General features: G+C 60.8%; 16 protein-coding genes. 6 read left to right on the forward strand and 10 right to left on the reverse strand.

The features are described 5' to 3' along the window. Window positions 1-74: 74 nt before the first annotated feature. From KC8_RS13025 to KC8_RS13065, 8 genes are all read right to left on the reverse strand, one after another. Complete coding sequence (locus tag KC8_RS13025; RefSeq protein WP_010126940.1) at window positions 75-488, reverse strand: DUF1622 domain-containing protein; 414 nt, start codon at window positions 486-488, stop codon at window positions 75-77. After that, on the reverse strand, window positions 475-1,188 hold the full coding sequence (locus KC8_RS13030) for a cytochrome c3 family protein (protein ID WP_083831283.1): 714 nt from the start codon (window positions 1,186-1,188) through the stop codon (window positions 475-477). The genes KC8_RS13025 and KC8_RS13030 overlap by 14 nt, the downstream gene beginning before the upstream one ends. Further along, entirely contained in the window at window positions 1,188-1,913 is a 726-nt protein-coding gene (locus tag KC8_RS13035; RefSeq protein WP_010126936.1) for a hypothetical protein, read from the reverse strand. The genes KC8_RS13030 and KC8_RS13035 overlap by 1 nt, the downstream gene beginning before the upstream one ends. Then, on the reverse strand, window positions 1,913-3,826 hold the full coding sequence (locus tag KC8_RS13040) for a 2Fe-2S iron-sulfur cluster-binding protein (RefSeq protein WP_086495569.1): 1,914 nt from the start codon (window positions 3,824-3,826) through the stop codon (window positions 1,913-1,915). The genes KC8_RS13035 and KC8_RS13040 overlap by 1 nt, the downstream gene beginning before the upstream one ends. A 20-nt stretch (window positions 3,827-3,846) precedes the next feature. Further along, window positions 3,847-4,179 carry a hypothetical protein gene (locus KC8_RS13045; RefSeq protein ID WP_010126926.1) on the reverse strand — a complete coding sequence of 111 codons (333 nt, stop codon included), beginning with the start codon at window positions 4,177-4,179 and terminating at the stop codon, window positions 3,847-3,849. 292 nt (window positions 4,180-4,471) lie between these two features. Further along, a complete protein-coding gene (locus KC8_RS13055) occupies window positions 4,472-4,924 on the reverse strand; it encodes a heavy metal-responsive transcriptional regulator (RefSeq protein ID WP_010126928.1) in 453 nt (150 codons plus the stop codon). A gap of 133 nt (window positions 4,925-5,057) precedes the next feature. Then, the gene (locus KC8_RS13060) at window positions 5,058-5,417 is read right to left on the reverse strand and encodes a hypothetical protein (RefSeq protein ID WP_192807713.1); all 360 of its coding nucleotides are present in this window, start codon (window positions 5,415-5,417) and stop codon (window positions 5,058-5,060) included. 114 nt (window positions 5,418-5,531) lie between these two features. Further along, on the reverse strand, window positions 5,532-5,879 hold the full coding sequence (locus tag KC8_RS13065; RefSeq protein WP_010126929.1) for a hypothetical protein: 348 nt from the start codon (window positions 5,877-5,879) through the stop codon (window positions 5,532-5,534). Between the two features lie 817 nt (window positions 5,880-6,696). Between KC8_RS13065 and KC8_RS13070 the strand changes: the two genes are divergently transcribed. Further along, entirely contained in the window at window positions 6,697-8,502 is a 1,806-nt protein-coding gene (locus tag KC8_RS13070; protein WP_029624733.1) for a copper resistance system multicopper oxidase, read from the forward strand. Between the two features lie 373 nt (window positions 8,503-8,875). Continuing rightward, window positions 8,876-9,547: a copper resistance protein B gene (locus KC8_RS20355; protein ID WP_232455534.1), complete on the forward strand. Its 672-nt coding sequence runs from the start codon at window positions 8,876-8,878 to the stop codon at window positions 9,545-9,547. A 56-nt stretch (window positions 9,548-9,603) separates the two neighbouring features. Here the strand turns inward: KC8_RS20355 and KC8_RS13080 are convergent, their stop codons facing one another. Continuing rightward, a complete protein-coding gene (locus KC8_RS13080) occupies window positions 9,604-10,098 on the reverse strand; it encodes a DUF411 domain-containing protein (RefSeq protein WP_037496754.1) in 495 nt (164 codons plus the stop codon). Between the two features lie 198 nt (window positions 10,099-10,296). Then, a protein-coding gene (locus KC8_RS13085; RefSeq protein ID WP_157663893.1) for an IS3 family transposase occupies window positions 10,297-11,468 on the reverse strand; the annotation gives its coding sequence in 2 pieces (ribosomal slippage) (window positions 10,297-11,204 and window positions 11,204-11,468; 1,173 coding nt in all). Window positions 11,469-12,101: 633 nt separating this feature from the next. Here KC8_RS13085 and KC8_RS13090 point away from each other — a divergent pair. From KC8_RS13090 to KC8_RS13110, 4 genes are all read left to right on the forward strand, one after another. Then, window positions 12,102-12,509, forward strand: coding sequence for a DUF305 domain-containing protein (locus KC8_RS13090; RefSeq protein WP_029624796.1), 408 nt, complete (start codon window positions 12,102-12,104; stop codon window positions 12,507-12,509). A gap of 334 nt (window positions 12,510-12,843) precedes the next feature. After that, window positions 12,844-13,119, forward strand: a complete 276-nt coding sequence (locus KC8_RS13100; protein ID WP_010127396.1) for a metal/formaldehyde-sensitive transcriptional repressor — start codon at window positions 12,844-12,846, stop codon at window positions 13,117-13,119. 8 nt (window positions 13,120-13,127) lie between these two features. Beyond that, window positions 13,128-14,123: a CDF family Co(II)/Ni(II) efflux transporter DmeF gene (gene dmeF / locus KC8_RS13105; RefSeq protein WP_010127398.1), complete on the forward strand. Its 996-nt coding sequence runs from the start codon at window positions 13,128-13,130 to the stop codon at window positions 14,121-14,123. Further along, window positions 14,120-14,314: a DUF1289 domain-containing protein gene (locus tag KC8_RS13110; RefSeq protein WP_010127400.1), complete on the forward strand. Its 195-nt coding sequence runs from the start codon at window positions 14,120-14,122 to the stop codon at window positions 14,312-14,314. The genes dmeF and KC8_RS13110 overlap by 4 nt, the downstream gene beginning before the upstream one ends. Window positions 14,315-14,797 lie beyond the last annotated feature (483 nt).

Genomic DNA, 14,797 nt, shown 5'->3' on the forward strand with positions numbered 1-14,797 from the left:
AATACGCCTCGTCGTTCAATCATGATGTGCCTCCGATATCTTATTCATAACCGCAGCCTCGCCCCGCAAATTGGTCAAGGATCAAGCCGCGCTGCTTCGCGTGTACCCTTGCCCTGCTTGTCCCGGGCCATGCGCGTGTCCTCCCACGGCCAATGCCCATTGATCTCGACGCCGAGCGAAATGCTGAGGAACGTGCGGACGAGCACAAGACCCGCGAGTACGATCAGGTCGTCCAGCGTTGGATTGATCACCAGTGATTTCACGATGTCGCCGGCGACCAGGAATTCCAGACCCAGGAGAATGCTTCGACCCAGCGCGGACCGAAACGAGCCATAGGCAGCCGTTCGATCGCCGCGGAGCGCACGGTTGGCGAACAGGATGGTTGCCAACGTCGCACCGGTCAGGATCGTCAACGTGCCGGCCAATTCAAGAATGACGACGGCAAGCCTGAAGAACCCGTCCAGCCAGTCCGCATCAATGGTGATCATACCATCCTCTGCGCCGGATATTGTTGAAGCTATCCGTCGTATGGCAGGCGTAACATTGTTCGACCCGTGCTTTCTCTCCGGCCGCACGCTGCGACACCATGCTGAAATGCTCCATGTAGTGGCTGGGCGGAGCCTTGTGACATTGCGAGCACTGAGTGGAATTTACCGACGGGTGTCGGTAGTTCGCAATCTGCCAGCTGTTCGTTGTGTGGCAGCTCGCACAATCGGAACCAAACGCGCCGAGATGGGGGTCGCGGATGGAATGACAGCTTGCGCAGTTAAGAGCGGCTTCGGGACCCAGGCCGTGCGGACTAACTGGCGTGGAACTTTGCCCTTGGCGCCAGACCTTGGGATCGAGCAGCGCCTGATGATTCATGCGGACGATGCCCTGGTCGCCTTCGTGTTCGACGTGGCAGGAGCTGCATTCCTTCGCTTTGGCATGGAATTGCGTGGATAGCTTGTTTCCGAAATCCGTCATCACATGACAGCTGAGGCACGTCTTGCTTTCGACGCCCTTCAACGGCGTATGACATGTCGTGCACTGGGCAGCGAAGGATTGGTGCGCGCCAGACAGCGGGCCTGGCGCCACCAGACGCTCAACCAGACCTGCGCTCGCCGGAGCGCTCGAACGGGTCGCAACGGCAGTGATCATGGCAAGCAGTGCCAAAACGAACACTGCAAGGAGCGCTTTGCTCCGCATCACAGCCAGCGCAACCCGAAATAGATCGCCGCACCGATGTGAACCACGAGCAGGCCATAAACGATACTGCCCAGCACGATATGCAGCAGTCGCCATTTCGCGAAGAGAGCGTTGGTCGCCTCCTCCGCGCGGATCGCAAATTCGGTGTCGGCTAACGCGGCGGCGAGCACCTCTTTTCTTTCGGAGGATGTTGGAGCCGGAATGCTGCCGGACACGAAGAAGTAGCGTTTCCAACCCGAAACCGGAACCTCGGAGGCGAGATCGGGAGGGGGCGCCGGAAGATTGAGAAAGGCCGACTGAAGAGAGGCAAGCTCAGATCGACGACCGCGCAGCGCTCTGGCGATCTGCCCGAGAAGATAGCGGCCGATGAACCCGCTTAGGACGGTTAGCAGAAGGACGCCGGTCAGCATCACGCCAAGGGGGCTCTCGAACTTGTGCGCGGCATGCACCAGCCCGAAGATCGGCGCCAGAACTCCGGAATAGGCGTGAATGGCGAGCAGGGTCGGCTTGCTGATGTAGCGCGTTAAGGCGCGTTCGATCCACTTGACGTGCTTTACGGCCACATAGGGCAGCGTGAGAAGCATCAGCACGGTCGCGGCAATGCCGGTCAGGCCTCCGACCAGGCTGCCGGGGAAGCGGGGCGAGACATGCACGAGATAGCCCAGCGGGAAGACAAGGAGGAAGCCGACCAGAAGCCCCATAAGGATGTCGCCGCGCTCCCGCATCAGGCTTCCACGACGAGCGGTTGGCCGGTGCTCTTGGCCTGGCACGCCAGGATATAGCCGTCGGCCTTGTCAGAAGCGGCGAGACCTGACTCTACGTCCATGGTCACATCACCGGCGAGGAGCTTGATGACGCAAACCCCACATTCGCCAGCACGGCACGCATAGGGGATCTCCACGCCGGCACCCTCCGCTGCTTCCAACACCGTCTGATCCACAGGCAGTGCGGCCGAAACCCCAGAAACGGAGAAGGTGATCGTCGTTGCTGCAACGGAGGGCGATGCCGGCTGCCGCGCCGGCGCGGGCTTGACCTCGAGTTCGGCGGAATCCTGAGGCAGCGAAGCGGGCCCAAAGGCTTCGGTGTAGAGCTGGGCTTCGGGCACGCCGAGCTCGGCGAGCTCCTTGCGCATGGCAGCCATCATGCCGGGCGGCCCGCACAGGTGGATGCGGCGTCGCGTAATGTCGGGCACTGCTGCAGTCAACATTTCCCGTGTGATCGGTCCTGTGGGCCCCATCCACACGGTACCGGGCGATCGCTCCATCGCGGCAATGACGTGCAGGTTGGAGAAGCGCTGCTCCATGCGCTCTATCTCATCGCGGAACACGAATTCCTCTGTCGAACGCGCACCATAGAGGAAGAAAATATCGCCTGCCCACGCGGTGTCGGTAAGATAGCGCAGAACCGACATCATCGGCGTGATACCCACCCCGCCGGCGATCAGGACTATGCTGTCCGCATCAGTGCCAGTAAACGTGAACGCGCCGAACGGCCCTGTGACTTTCACGAGATCGCCGGCGCTTACCCTGTCATGGAGATGGCGCGAGACGACTCCTTGCTCCTCGCGCTTCACGGTCAGCTCGACATAGGCGCGCTGGGTTGGTGACGAAGCGATCGTGTAGGAGCGACGCGCGGGCTTGCCGGCTTCCGGCTCAACCTCGACCTGGAGAAACTGGCCCGGAAGGAAGTCGAAGGGCAGGCGGTCGGCAGCTGGATCCGCGAGGCGGAAAGTTTGTACAGTGGGGGTTTCGCGGACGACCTGGACAATGCGGAGTTGCCCCGTCCAGCTCTTCGGCTTGCGGAGGGAGGCTCCTGCGGTTGGCGGAGCATTGCTGGGCGCGAGCGCCTCCAATCGGTTCTCGACCGGAGCAGCAACCTTGGACGCCGCCGGGACCGCAAGAGGCTCCTGGGCTTTAACTGATCCGCGCCCGGTGGGTCCGGTACTCACAATCTTCTTGATCCGGGCCAAACGGGATAGCTGGAGTCCGATCAATGTCGCACTCACAAGCCCCAGGAACAGCATGAGCAAAAGATGCGAGGAAGACACCCCGAACCAGCGCAAAGGTTCATCGTATCCCACCGGTTCCATGTGGAGTTGTTCGCGAAACCACGAGATGGCGGTCTCCTCCGGCGGCTGCGCGCCGTTGAGCGCCGCTTGTGCCGCCGCACCGCTCCTGAACTGGTCGACGCCCTCACGCAAACGGCGCGCCGCGTCCAGGCGAGCTGTAGCCGTGGCCGCATGGGTGCCAGCGGCCGTAGCCTCGGTGATGGTGGCCAAGCCCATGACGATCCGCGCATCGGCCTGTGCTGCAAGCTTCCGGCGAGCTTCGGCGTCGAGAGTTGGAGCTGTCAGGAGTTGGGAGAAGAACGGGCTGCGGCGAGATCCTCCGCCATGCTCGCCCTCCCCCTCCATCATTCCGCCCATCATCGAGTCCATGCCCGACGAACTTGCGGCGCCCGACGAACCTGCGGCGCGCGGCGAACCCATGGCGTCCTCTCCCGCCATGGGTGCAGCACCGGTGGCGCCGCCATGATGCGCCGAATGTTCACCACCATCCTGCGCGCTTGCGACTGTGCCAAGGCTCGACGCCAAGAATATCCACAGCGGGAAGAGGTGCCTGATGGTTCGGGTGAACATGGGGAGAAGGCCGCTCGGTCTCACATGTCCTGCATGGGCGCGGCTTGGTTCATCGACGGCTGATCGGAGGACGGCGCCGTGTCGTGCTTCATCTGGCCATCGCGCATCTCGTCATGATCCATCTTCTGACGGTGATGCCGATCCATCTCTTCTTGCATCGCCTCCCCAGTTGCCGCGTCGGCTGGGTCGGTAGAGTTCGCCGTCGATGGCGCAACGGCCGCACTGGTGCTGTTGTCGGTTGGCGCCGGCGTGGTTTCATCGCTTTTGCTCCCGCAAGCCGATAGGGCCAACGCGGACATCAGCGCGAAGAGGCCGCCGGCGGTGCCGAGCCTCTGGTTATTCCTCAAGCTCATAATCCTTCTCCTTCCTGGGCCCGAAAATTCCGTGCCCCTCGACTATTCGGACGACCTCACTGAGCGTTCCGCAGGATCTGCCTGCAGCGATCGTGGGACAAGTTCATGGGATTGCGCCCCAGCTGCTTCATCTCATTGTGGTCGTGAGACGTCCGCAGGCCCATGTCCGCCTCCATTGCCCTGCAACTTTCGATTTGTGCCGATGTGGGCGGTGTGGTCGCGCACGCTCCGAGAAAAAGAGCTGGTGCGGCTGCCCCAACGATGTAAATCTTCATGATCATTCCCTTTCGTTTTAACGAGCGCTCGGCGGTTTTTTCTTCATCGCATTACTTTGGCGAGGCCTGCGTTTTGCCGCGAGGTATACGAGGATGGGGCATTCGGAAGCCGGAGCCTCTCCAGGGCAATCTTGCGCAAGGTCTCTTAAAATGTCCCGGATATGCGAGAGGCGCTCAAGCCGGCCTTCCGCCTCCTTAATCTTGGCAAGCGTGATCTCGAGGACCGCGGCCGCCGTGGCAGTATCCGAAACCGTGAGCGTAAGAAGCTGCCGCGCTTGCTCGAGAGTGAAGCCGAGATCCTGCGCAGAACGGATGAAGTTAAGCCGGTCGAGATCCACATCGCCGTACAGGCGATAGCCGGCTGCCGTGCGGTCCGGCGCAGGCAGCAGCCCGTTCCGCTCATAATATCGGATTGTATCACGGCCGACGCCGGCTGCCGCCGCGAGCTGACCGATCTTGAAAGTTCCCATGGCATCACTCGATCTTGCGGGTTGGACCACGGTCCAAGGTCAAGAGGATTCAGAGCCCGTTTTCACCAGGCCATCGCATCGAACGCTTAACATGGCCGAACGCAACTCATTCAATGCCCCCCTGGAACGGAGTTCAATTCTTGCGCAGCTCAACGATATCGCGCTTGGCTGGATTGCCTTCGGTCACGGTCACGCGAGCGAAATGATCGTTGTAGACGTGGTCGATCCTTACACGGCCGGCGAAACGCCGACGGTATGAGGTCCCTGCGCGTTTTGACGCACTGGCACCGGGCACCCGCACATTCCGATAGGCCTCGAGGACCTGACCAACGTCCGCACCATCCGTCTTACCGTTACAAACGACGGGACCGAATTCGTCAGCGCCAACAATCGGACCGCGCGTGAACCATGTGTGGCCGATACCTTGCGCAGCCGCCGGACCCGCCGAGAGCAAGGTTAATCCCGCAGGCGCTGCCAGCATGACCACTTTCATGTCGAAGTCCTTCCCCTGTTGGACGAACCTGTCTGGCCAGGTGGCAGCCCCTCATCTATATTCCCCGCCACCTGGCTTACCTTCGATCACGACTCGTCCATTGACGAGGCCGCGTCAGTTGCCGCGGCGGAGCTCGACGATATCGTTCTTGGCAGGCCGGCCTTGCGTGACAGTCACATGGGCGAAATGATCATCGTAAATATGATCGATCGTCACCTCGCCGACACGCTGGCGATGGAAAGGGGTCGCATTTCCCTTCGATGAGGCGGGCCCCGGGTGCTGCACGACACGATAGACCTCAAGGGTCTGCCCGACTTGGGCGCCATCCGCCTTGCCGATGCAGACAACGGTACCGTCCTTGCCCGTATCCACGATTGTGCCGCGCATGAAGAAAGTGTGGCCAATGCCTTGAGCCAGCAGGGGCGAAGCGCCGAACATCGCGATACCGGCCAGCGCGACCATGATAGATTTCTTGATCATCTTGGGCTCCCTCGAAGAGAAAATGGGCACCGCCGCGTGAATCGTCGACGGGAAGATTCGTCTTCTTCGGAGACAGGACTATGGGCCCGGGTCCAACGCGGGTATACGTAATGTTCGCAGCCCGCAGCGTGGGTCTGGGCCAGAGGCCTCTCCACGAGACAACCTCGTTGCGAGCTATCACAAATTACAAGATTTAGAGCTGGCAACGGTGCGAGATCGACGGGCTGAAGGCCTGGCTGCCCGAGCAGTAGGCACTGTCACGTTCATTGCAGCGGGTTTGCAAACGGCGATGCCAAGGGGGCCATTCCCCGGGCGCTCGCAATATCGCTAGCGGCTACTTTCCTGCCTTCATGTGGTGTCAATCTTGTGACGGACGGGCTCGGTTGCATGACCGCATGTGCAGCAACGTTGGTGGTGGCGGAAAATTCGTGTGAGCCGCGCCATCCTCCAAAAGCTGGCGCCGTAAAACTTTCTCGAAGGCCCTGATTGGTTTTTTCTGCGAGGGGTATGCTCGCCCGCTGCGTATCTCTTATGTGCTCTGCCAGACACGCGATCATCATGGGAGGTTGAACGATGATGCACCCTGTTGCCGCCGTGACGCAAAAGCGGTGTGCCCGCCACGGCACTGGCGTCCAAGCTCGGCCTCAGGTGATCGGCAACCGAGCGGTACAGACCCGCGTGCCACGCACAATATGAATCATCAAATATTATCGAAGTCTGGCCGGTGCCTCTTTCGCGTCGAACCTGCTCCTGTGAGCGGACATACAAATGGGCCGCCGCGAACTCAAAAGGATTTTCTATGAACCACCTTATCGAACGACGCGATTTGCTTCGTGCAGGCGCGCTCGGCGCTGCCGGTTTAAGTCTCACCGGTCTTTTCCCCGCATGGGCACAAACCGGCTCGGCCGGACTATCGCCAAATATGCCGACACTCACCGGGCAAGATCTCCATCTTAAGGTTGACCATAGCGCTTTCGCTGTCGGGGGCCGCACCGGTCACGCCATAACAATGAACGGCGTACTGCCGGCTCCCTTGATCCGCCTCAAGGAAGGGCAGAAGGTGCGTATCAGCGTCGAGAACGCGCTTGACGAGGATACGTCGATCCACTGGCACGGCCTGATCCTGCCGTTTCAGATGGACGGAGTGCCCGGTGTGAGCTTTCCGGGTATCAAGCCGAAGACGACCTTCGTTTATGAGTTCCCGATCAAGCAGTCGGGCACGTACTGGTATCATAGCCACTCGGGTCTGCAGGAGCAGCAGGGCCACTACGGTCCGATCGTGATTGATCCCGCCGATACCGATCCGGTCGCCTACGACCGCGAGCACGTCATCGTTCTCAGCGACTGGACGTTCCTGCACCCGCATGCGCTCGTCACCAAGCTCAAACAGGAGGGAGGCTATTTCAATCGCCAGAAGCAGACCTTGGCGGGCCTGCTGCGCGACGGAGATCCTGAAGAAAAGATGTCACTGTCCGACCGTCTGATGTGGGGCAAGATGCGCATGGATCCCAGTGACATCTCGGATGTCACGGCATCGACCTATACCTACCTGATCAACGGCCATGGACCGAAAGAGAACTGGACCGGGCTATTCCGACCGGGAGAGCGCGTGCGGCTGCGCTTCATCAATGCTGCGACGATGACGATCTTCAACATTCGCATTCCAGGCCTTCCAATGACGGTGGTAAACGCTGACGGCCAAAACGTGCGTCCGGTGACCGTCGAGGAGTTCCAGATCGGCAACGCCGAAACCTACGATGTTATCATCCAGCCCACCGAAGATAGCGCTTTTACTCTCGTCGCGGAATCGATCGACCGCTCGGGCATGGGTCGCGCAACGTTCGCCCCCCGCCTGGGGATGACCGCACCGGTTCCGCCCCTGCGCCCCCGTCCAACGCTCAGCATGAAGGACATGGGCATGGGCGGGATGGACCATGGCTCAATGGCGGGCATGGACCACAGCTCGCACGGCGCTGCCGCAACGGCTGGTGCAACGGCATCGATGGCGGGAATGGATCATGGCTCATCTGGTTCGATGGGCGGCATGAATATGCGAGACAAGTCGCTGGTGCCGCCAACCGTCAAGGTTGGCGTGGGGGTCGACGCGATCGCAATGGCGCCTGTCGACCGGACCGGAGACCCAGGACTCGGGCTTGAGGACGTGGGCCATAAGGTGCTCACATATCGGGATCTGATGTCGCTCACGCCAAATCCCGACAAGCGGGCGCCTACGCGCACCGTCGAGGTTCACCTGACCGGCAACATGGAACGTTTCATGTGGTCGTTCGATGGCGAAAAGTTCAGTGAGGGCGTAGAGCCGATCCGCTTCGAGCGGAACGAACGGGCCAGGGTCGTGCTGATCAATCATAGCATGATGACACACCCCATTCACCTACATGGCCACTTCTTCGAGGTCGTAAACGGTCACACAGGAAGTCACCCGCTCAAGCACACAGTGAACGTCCTTCCTGGTGCGAAGCTCACTTTCGATCTCACCGCCGACGCGCCAGGAGACTGGGCGTTTCATTGCCATCTGCTGCTTCACATGCACGCTGGCATGTTCCGCGTCGTCACCGTCCGTCCGCTTGAAGGAGAGGCGGCATGACCCGCATCTTGATCCTGCTTAGCGCCACCGCGCTTGCATCACCGGCACTCGCACAGGCCAACAACCAACAGCATGCAGCACACTCGGCAACCGAAACACAGGCTGCGCAGACCACTCCCTCTAGCGATCCGCACGCGGGACACACCAGTGCTTCCGAACCTGCGGACGACTCCCATGCAGGACACGAGATGCAGCCCGCGCGGGAGGCACCCGATCCGCACGCTGGCCACCGCATGCCGGTGTCAGAGCCCACTTCAGGTCATACGGCGCAAGGCCACGAGCCTGGCATTCCCGACCCCCGGTTGGCCCACCGCCCCCGGCGGCGCTCAACGGCCCTCGTAATGCAGCAGATGCGATGTTTGGGACCGGGGTGATGACCGATGCCCGAGGAATTTTGCGTCGCGAGCATGGCGACATTACCACTTACAACGTCCTGATCGATCAGATGGAAAGCCGCATCACAAAAGGCCGCGAAGGCTACTTTGTCAGTGCCCAAGGATGGTATGGCGGCGACATTGACCGGTTGTGGCTGAAATCAGAGATCGAATCGGATTTCAGGGAAAAGCCCGAGCAGGCTGAGGTCCAAGCGCTCTGGAGTCATGCGCTTGACCCCTGGTTTAACCTACAAACCGGCATCCGCTATGATTTCGAGCCCAGCCCGGAACGTGCGCATCTGGTCGTCGGTATCCAAGGTCTGGCCCCTTACTGGTTCGAGGTCGATGGCGCGCTCTTTCTGTCTGATAGGGGCGATCTTACGGCTCGTTTCGAGGCCGAATACGACCAGCGCATAACACAACGGCTGATCCTTCAACCTCGGGTCGAAGTCGACTTCGCGCTGCAGGACGTGCCAGAAATCGGTGTTGGTTCTGGCTTGTCAAAAGCGGAGGTCGGGCTCCGACTGCGCTACGAGATTGTCAAGGAATTCGCGCCTTACATCGGCGTGGAATATAACGAGACTTTCGGCGATACGGCTCGCTTCGAACGCGCGGCGGGCGGGGACGTTTCGCATCTGAGTTTCGTGGTTGGCATCCGGGCCTGGTTCTGAGGCCGAAGCGGGGGAGCCGGGAGGTTCCCCCTTACCCGTATGCTCTAATCGGTATTTCAGCCGTGCCGCGCAAACACGCTCTGGCGGCCACCGGTGGTGAAAGCTATGACCTCGTAAGCGTCGCGTCGTCCGTCTGGCGTTTCCATCCCGGGTGAACCCGCGGGCATCCCAGGGACCGCCAATCCGATTATGTCAGACGGCTTCTCGCGCAGGAGCCGTGAAATGTCCGCCGCTGGCACATGTCCTTCGATGACATATCCAGCAGCCTCTGTAGTGTGACAAGACGCAAGCTCAAGCGGCACCCGCAGACGCGCTTTGACAGCGGCCATGTCCTCCGAATTGATCAGCGTGACCGTGAAGTCGCCTGTTGATTCCATCCGGTCGGCCCAAGCCGTACAACAGCCGCAATTTGGATCCTTATGTACCATGATCGGCACCCGTTTCGGCGCTGCTGCGCTGCACGCGCTGATCAACCCGCCCATCGCGGCGAAAAGTCCCACCGCGCGTACGCTGCCCACAAAGTGACGACGGCTCAAGAGCAGGGTGTCCATTTAATTGTCCTTTCTAAAATGCTAGATTATGGTGGAGATGGACACGATCAGAAGCGCCACCAAGTGATGCGGGGCTCCCGGCGGCCGGCCGGGTCGGATGCGACCCCGTATAAAAGCGGCGCAGGTATGGTTCCAAGCAGGCCGCGGGTTAACGGTCCTAAGCATGATCGGCCCCCACCGAGTGGTCCGGTTTGATTGTTAGTGCATTGTTGCTTCCGCCGCCATTGCTGACGGTAGGTGGAGCGAAGCGGAACCGGACGGCGGCAATGGCGGTGTCGCACTTTCCGGGGCCGGCGGCCGATAGCCGAGGCTGCTGTGCGGGCGAACGGTGTTGTAATGCCGCCGCCAGGCCTCGATCAGCACCTTGGCCTCGGCGAGGCTGTAGAAGATCTCGCCGTTGAGCAGTTCGTCGCGGAGCGACCCATTGAAGCTTTCGTTATAACCATTCTCCCACGGTGAACCGGGCGCGATATACAAGGTCTTCACGCCGATCTGGGCGAGCCATGTCTGCACGGCAGTGGCGATAAACTCGGCGCCATTGTCCGACCGGATATGAGCCGGTGGTCCCCGCGCGATGAACAGGTCAGCGAGAGCCGCCAGCACATCTTCATGCTTGAGCTGGCGTGCCACGATAAGCGCGAGGCACTCCCGGCTGGCCTCGTCGATAATGGTGAGGATCCGGAACTTGCGCCCGTCATGCGTACGGCCCTCGACGAAGTCGTAGGCCCAGACATGCCCTGGATATTCCGGCCTGAGCCGGATACACGAGCCGTCGTTCAGCCATAACCGGCCCCGCTTTGGCTGGCGCTGTGGCACCTTCAACCCCTCCTTGCGCCAAATCCGCTCAACGCGTTTGCGGTTCACCGTCCAGCCGGCATCGCGCAGCAATGCGGTCACCCGGCGATAGCCGTAGCGGCCGTATTGCTTGGCCAGTGCGATAATGTCCTCGGTGAGCCGCACCTCATCATCCGCCCCGCGCGGCACCTTGCGATGCGTCGACCGATGTTGCCCGAGCACCCGGCATATACGCCGCTCGGACACTGGCAACTCCCGCCGCAACTGATCGATACAGCGTCGCCGCCGCGCGGGGCTCAGAAGTTTCCCCGAGCGGCCTCCTGAAGGATCAGCTTGTCCAGCGTCAGGTCCGAGATCGCCCGGCGAAGCCGCAGATTCTCCTTCTCCAGATCCTTCATCCGCCGCGCCTGGTCGGTCTTCAGACCGCCATATTCCTTGCGCCAGCGGTAGTAGGTTTGCTCGGTGACCGCGATGCGCCGGCAGGCTTCGGCCGTCGTTCCACCCTGCGCCAGCACGATCTCAACTTCACGCAGCTTGCCGATGATCTCTTCCGGCTTGTGCTTCTTGCTCGGCATTCGTCGTCCCTTTCGTGATCCAGACTATCATAGTCGATGGACCACTCAGACGGAGGCAGATCAAGCATGCAAGCCGTGCCACGAAAGCTCCCGGGCGTAATTGGCTAGTGAGATGGCTAACTGACCACCGACAATCCAACACCTATTTTCAGGAAGCTGTAGTTCTCGTGCGCAAGTCGACAACTTGGTCCTGAACAGACCCGAAGGCATCCAACGCAACATCCCTGGCGAAACCTTCCCTTCAGTCTCCATGATGGATATACGCGCGAAGCCTCGCCGCCCCTTGCGGAAGCGCGTTTGGGACAAGCTGATTGGCGTCTGTCCCTCGAGGGGCAGCCCGAACCTGCCGGGTAAACATCGTTGATCGGCGTCACCGATCCACACTCAATCAGGGGCTCGTTTGCCTCCTCGCCGTCTCCAAGAAGTCGGACGATGGGGTTGCCGCGCTCGGTCGAAATCTTGGTGTAAGGGCACTTGTGCTTCTCAACCAGGAAACCCGCCCCTTCGAGGCTTCAGCGGTCGCCTAGTCGTAAATCGCTCTGAAGCCCGGCAACTACAAATTTTTCCCTCTATTTGATGCGACCTGCGCCTCGGCGCGTTTACGACGCGCGGGAGCATCGAAGGAGAACGATGATGAAGAAAGCTCATATCGCCACAGCTGCCCTTGTACTCGCGGCCACCATGCCTGCCCTCGCCCAAGGAAACCCACAGGGCAAGGATCACAGCAAAATGAACCATAGCAAGATGAATCACTCGGCAATGGCCGAAATGATGCAGCCGACACAGGCCAACCCTTATCCGCCGGCGGAAATGAAGATGCATCGTGCCATGATGGGCGCTGTTGGTAGCGACGCGACTGAAACCTGGGTGCGTAAGATGATCGAACATCATCGCGGCGCGGTTGAGATGTCGCAGATCGTGCTACGCGACGCTCGCGACGCCAAGATCCGCGAGATGGCGACCAAGAGTTCGGCGGAGCAACGTCAAGAAATCAACGAGTTGCAGGCCTGGCTGCGCGAGCATGGCAAGCGCCCTCAATGAGGATAATTATCACTGGAGGGCTTTAACGTTAGGAAAGCAAATGGTCGCGGCGCTCGCCGCATGTTCGTGGCAATTTCAGCGAGCGCCAGGCCCCCGATGGAAGTCCACCGCGATCGCGGCTGCCGCCACTGTGAGAGATGGGCGGAGTACATCCGCGCGCAGTTCAAGCGGCCCGTTTCTATCATCAACGAATGCTCCCGTGTGGCATCCCAGCAGGCCAGAGGCGCCCCGCAACAGCCAATCTCCTACCTCATCTAGGCTGGAAGATTGGAGATATCGAAGTCGTAAAATGGACTCTGGCGCTGCTCCTATTTATAGGCTAGGGGGATACCCTATGGCTCACACCGAAGAGAACAGCGCCGAGTTAATCGCGCGAGTGCGGCGCATTGCAGGGCAGGTCAGCGCTATTGAGCGCGGTCTGGAGCGTGGCGCGTCGTGTGGCGAAGTTCTGCACCTAGTGGCGGCGGTTCGCGGCGCGGTGAACGGCCTGCTCGACGAAATCATCGTGGACCATCTGGACCAACATGTTGCGCAGCCAGGCCTGGATGATGCCGACCGCTTGCAAGCGTCGGAGGAATTGAAGACCGTTATTCGTCGCTACTCGAAATAGGATCGATGATGACTGCGGCTTCTCACATCGATCGCTTCACCCACGATCACGTGTTCCTGGGGGCGTCGCATGACGCAAACGCGCGCCGCACGCTGTGGGTGGTGGCGCTAACGGCGACGATGATGGTGGGCGAAATCATCGCCGGCTATCTGACCGGATCAATGGCGCTTCTCGCGGACGGCTTTCACATGGCCACGCATGCCGGGGCACTCAGCGTCGCGGCGATCGCCTATTCCTACGCCAAGCGGCATGCCTCGGACGACAGGTTCAGCTTCGGAACTGGCAAGGTCGGCGACCTGGCAGGCTTCGCCTCGGCGCTGGTGCTCGCCGTGATCGCAATCGGCATCGGCGTCGAATCGATAATCCGCCTCTTCCAGCCAACCACGGTGGCGTTCACCGAAGCGACCATCATCGCTGCTATCGGTCTCGCGGTGAACATTGCCAGCGCCTTCCTCCTGGCGGGAAGTCATTCGCACGATCACGGACGTGGCCATTCGCACGGCCACCATGCGCAGCCACAGGGCCATGGACACGAAGAACACGCGCATAAAGACGACCACGCCCATCCGGTGGCTGGGCTGCGAAGCCAGGACAACAACCTTCGCGCCGCCTATGTCCATGTCCTCGCCGACGCGCTGACCTCGGTGCTCGCGATCGTCGCGCTTTTGTCAGGACGCTTCCTCGGCTGGGTATGGCTCGATCCGGTGATGGGGGTGGTCGGCGCCATCGTGATCGCCCGCTGGTCATGGTCGCTGATGCGCGAAACCGCCTGGGTGCTGCTCGACCGGACCGACGAACATGTTGCCGAGGAAATCCGCGAACTGATCGAAACGCCCGGCGACGCCCGGATCGCGGACCTGCATGTCTGGCGCGTCGGACCCGACGCCCATGCCGGCATCGTTAGCGTAGTGGCGGGCGGTGCAGTGGATCGCGCGACGGTGCAAAAGCGCCTCAAGCCGGTCCACGAGCTTCGCCATCTCACCATCGAGATGCAGTCGCCATGAAGTCGCCCTGCATCGACATCTGCGTTTTCGATGGACGAACCGGCTGGTGCGAGGGCTGCGGCCGCACCAAGGACGAGATTCGCGCCTGGAAGAAGAGCCAGCCGCATCAGCAACGCCGGATCGAGTCGGACCTCCCACGACGCCTTGCCAAGCTCGCTCCGACGGCGAAGCTCATTAGGCCGGACCAATGATGGGACCGCTGCGATTGACCGGCTGCCGGATACCGGCGACGCCTTGCGTCAATGCTGTCGTCAATGTCATCGATGACACGCAGCCTCGACCTGGAGAGCACCGCGCATGACACTTGCGGTATCATGCCGGCAATCTATGCTCCGTGCTCGTGATTAGGGTGTCGCGACCATCATTTCTTAGATTTTTCTCGATGCTGTGCATTGGGCTGACGCTCGTCTTCGCGAGCGCCAGCATGGCTAGTCTCATCGATCGCATGCAGCATCAATCAGACGCATCGGGCGATCATAACCATCTACTGTTCAGCAAAATCGTTTCAGAACCCAGCGGCCATCAACACGAGCCTCATAAGCCCGTTCTGGCCGACAAGGGAGATGCTCCCGATCATCAGCCCGGCACTGGGCATCACCATCATGGTGATTCCGGGCCGTCGCTTCCTGCCTTTGGGATCCAAGGCCAGGCAGGGGCTTTTCCAACATCATCGT

This window comes from Sphingomonas sp. KC8 (assembly GCF_002151445.1).
GTDB lineage: Bacteria > Pseudomonadota > Alphaproteobacteria > Sphingomonadales > Sphingomonadaceae > Sphingomonas_E.

Excerpts from the sequence above, each read along its gene's own strand:
- KC8_RS13025 (WP_010126940.1), bottom strand. The coding sequence starts at position 488 with ATGATCACCATTGATGCGGACTGGCTGGACGGGTTCTTCAGGCTTGCC.
- KC8_RS13030 (WP_083831283.1), bottom strand. The coding sequence starts at position 1,188 with ATGCGGAGCAAAGCGCTCCTTGCAGTGTTCGTTTTGGCACTGCTTGCC.
- KC8_RS13035 (WP_010126936.1), bottom strand. The coding sequence starts at position 1,913 with ATGCGGGAGCGCGGCGACATCCTTATGGGGCTTCTGGTCGGCTTCCTC.
- KC8_RS13040 (WP_086495569.1), bottom strand. The coding sequence starts at position 3,826 with ATGTTCACCCGAACCATCAGGCACCTCTTCCCGCTGTGGATATTCTTG.
- KC8_RS13045 (WP_010126926.1), bottom strand. The coding sequence starts at position 4,179 with ATGAGCTTGAGGAATAACCAGAGGCTCGGCACCGCCGGCGGCCTCTTC.
- KC8_RS13055 (WP_010126928.1), bottom strand. The coding sequence starts at position 4,924 with ATGGGAACTTTCAAGATCGGTCAGCTCGCGGCGGCAGCCGGCGTCGGC.
- KC8_RS13060 (WP_192807713.1), bottom strand. The coding sequence starts at position 5,417 with ATGAAAGTGGTCATGCTGGCAGCGCCTGCGGGATTAACCTTGCTCTCG.
- KC8_RS13065 (WP_010126929.1), bottom strand. The coding sequence starts at position 5,879 with ATGGTCGCGCTGGCCGGTATCGCGATGTTCGGCGCTTCGCCCCTGCTG.
- KC8_RS13070 (WP_029624733.1), top strand. The coding sequence starts at position 6,697 with ATGAACCACCTTATCGAACGACGCGATTTGCTTCGTGCAGGCGCGCTC.
- KC8_RS20355 (WP_232455534.1), top strand. The coding sequence starts at position 8,876 with ATGACCGATGCCCGAGGAATTTTGCGTCGCGAGCATGGCGACATTACC.
- KC8_RS13080 (WP_037496754.1), bottom strand. The coding sequence starts at position 10,098 with ATGGACACCCTGCTCTTGAGCCGTCGTCACTTTGTGGGCAGCGTACGC.
- KC8_RS13090 (WP_029624796.1), top strand. The coding sequence starts at position 12,102 with ATGAAGAAAGCTCATATCGCCACAGCTGCCCTTGTACTCGCGGCCACC.
- KC8_RS13100 (WP_010127396.1), top strand. The coding sequence starts at position 12,844 with ATGGCTCACACCGAAGAGAACAGCGCCGAGTTAATCGCGCGAGTGCGG.
- dmeF (WP_010127398.1), top strand. The coding sequence starts at position 13,128 with ATGACTGCGGCTTCTCACATCGATCGCTTCACCCACGATCACGTGTTC.
- KC8_RS13110 (WP_010127400.1), top strand. The coding sequence starts at position 14,120 with ATGAAGTCGCCCTGCATCGACATCTGCGTTTTCGATGGACGAACCGGC.